Origin of the sequence: Amycolatopsis vastitatis, from assembly GCF_002234595.1 — a bacterium.
GTDB lineage: Bacteria > Actinomycetota > Actinomycetes > Mycobacteriales > Pseudonocardiaceae > Amycolatopsis > Amycolatopsis vastitatis.
The window spans coordinates 1-355 of sequence record NZ_NMUL01000146.1 but is presented as its reverse complement, the minus strand read 5'-3'; the positions used below and the strand labels follow the sequence as shown (position 1 = coordinate 355).

General features: G+C 63.1%; 1 protein-coding gene. It reads left to right on the top strand.

The annotated features are described in order from the left end of the window. Positions 1 to 355, top strand: a 355-nt coding sequence (locus tag CF165_RS49810; protein ID WP_143268994.1) for an AMP-binding enzyme, incomplete at both ends; no start/stop codon positions are given.

Sequence of the window (355 nt, the reverse complement as noted above, 5' to 3'; positions counted from 1 at the left end):
ACGTCCTGGATGAGGGTCTGGGGTTGGTGCCGGTGGGTGTGGTGGGTGAGTTGTATGTGTCGGGTGTTGGGGTGGCGCGGGGGTATTGGGGTCGGGCTGCGTTGACGGCGGAGCGGTTTGTGGCTGATCCGTTCGGTGATGGTGGTCGTATGTATCGCACGGGTGATTTGGTGCGGTGGAATGTTCGTGGTGATTTGGAGTTCGTGGGTCGGGTTGACGGTCAGGTCAAGGTTCGTGGGTTCCGGGTCGAGCTTGGTGAGGTGGAGAGTCGGCTGGTTGGTCATCCGGATGTGGCGCAGGCCGTTGTCGTCGTGCGGGAGGATCGGCCTGGGGACCGCCGGCTGGTCGCTTACGT